Genomic DNA, 1,328 nt, shown 5'->3' on the forward strand with positions numbered 1-1,328 from the left:
CGGCGGGCGGCGGCCTCCGCGTAGCCGTGGTCGAGCAGCTTCCCGGCGAACAGGTCGGCCAGGAGCGACATGGAGGCGTCGGGCCGCCGCCGGGCGGGCGGGCGTGCCGGTCCGTCCGGACGGGGGTCACCGGGGTCGTCCCGTCGTGCGTTCACCGCCTCATCATGCACCGCCCCATGATGGCAAGGACCGGCGAACCGGACACGGGTCAGGTGGTGGCGGGGCGGAGACCGATGTGCAGGGCCAGTCCGGCGAGGACGGAGCCCATCAGGTACCGCTGGACGCGCTGCCAGCCGGGCCGGCGTGCCAGGAAGACGGCGATGCCGCCGGCGCCGAGGACGATGAGGCCGTTGACGATGAGCGCGATGACGCTCTGGACGAGGCCGAGGAGCAGGCTCTGCGCGGCGAGGTGGCCGCGCTCCGGGTCGAGGAACTGCGGCAGCAGCGACACGTACAGGATCGCGATCTTCGGGTTGAGCAGGTTGGTGACCAGGCCCATGGTGAACAGGCGGCGGGGCGGGTCGGCGGGCAGGTCCTTCGGCGCGAACGCGGTCGTCCCGCCCGGCCGCAGCGCCTGCCAGGCGAGCCAGAGCAGGTAGCCCGCGCCGGCCAGCTTGACCGCCGTGTAGAGCGCCGGGACGAGCGTGAAGACCGCGGTGATGCCCGCGGTGGCGGCGGCGAGGTAGACGAGGAATCCCGCGGCGACGCCGCACAGGGAGATCAGCCCGGCGCGGCGGCCCTGCGCCACCGACCGCGATACGAGGTAGATCATGTTGGGTCCGGGCGTGAGGACGAGGCCGAGGGCGACGACGGCGATCGCCGCGGCGGCGCTGAGCGAGATCATTGCACTCCCGATGAAGTCGAATGATCCGATGCTAGAACTCCTCCTTTCTCGGTGCAATAATCTAAATTGATCTCGGTGCAATATAAATGGAGGACGGGTGGAGGACTTTCGCCGGGTCGCCGATCAGGTGGCGGCCGACATCGCGGCGGGCCGGCTGCGCCCCGGTGACCGGCTGCCGCCGCAGCGCGCGTTCGCCCGCCAGCGGGGCATCGCCGCCTCCACGGCGAGCCGCGTGTACCGGGAGCTGGCCGGGCGCGGCCTCGTGGTCGGCGAGGTCGGGCGCGGCACGTTCGTCCGCGCGGCCGAGCGCCCCGCCGTCCCGGCGCTGGCGGAGCCGGCCGGTGCGCCCGTCGACCTTGAGCTGAGCTATCCCCTGGTGCCCGAACAGGGCACGCTGCCGGCCGCCGGGATGGAGCGGCTGCTGCGCCCGGACGTCCTCGCCGCCGCGCTCGGCCCCGCCGGCGTCGCGGGCACCCCCGCCGCC

2 protein-coding genes are annotated in these 1,328 nt (G+C 73.6%); one reads left to right on the top strand and one right to left on the bottom strand.

Annotated elements, in window-relative coordinates:
- Nucleotides 1-208: 208 nt before the first annotated feature.
- Nucleotides 209-844 carry a LysE family translocator gene (locus AF1_RS32540; RefSeq protein WP_067808201.1) on the bottom strand — a complete coding sequence of 212 codons (636 nt, stop codon included), beginning with the start codon at nt 842-844 and terminating at the stop codon, nt 209-211.
- 97 nt (nt 845-941) lie between these two features.
- On the opposite strand from AF1_RS32540, the gene AF1_RS32545 reads away from it, so the two are divergent.
- Nucleotides 942-1,328: GntR family transcriptional regulator (locus AF1_RS32545; protein WP_157419441.1), on the top strand; the 387-nt coding region annotated here is incomplete at its 3' end.

Source organism: Actinomadura formosensis NBRC 14204 (assembly GCF_001552155.1).
Classification (GTDB): Bacteria; Actinomycetota; Actinomycetes; order Streptosporangiales; family Streptosporangiaceae; genus Spirillospora; species Spirillospora formosensis.

Excerpts from the sequence above, each read along its gene's own strand:
- AF1_RS32540 (WP_067808201.1), bottom strand. The coding sequence starts at position 844 with ATGATCTCGCTCAGCGCCGCCGCGGCGATCGCCGTCGTCGCCCTCGGC.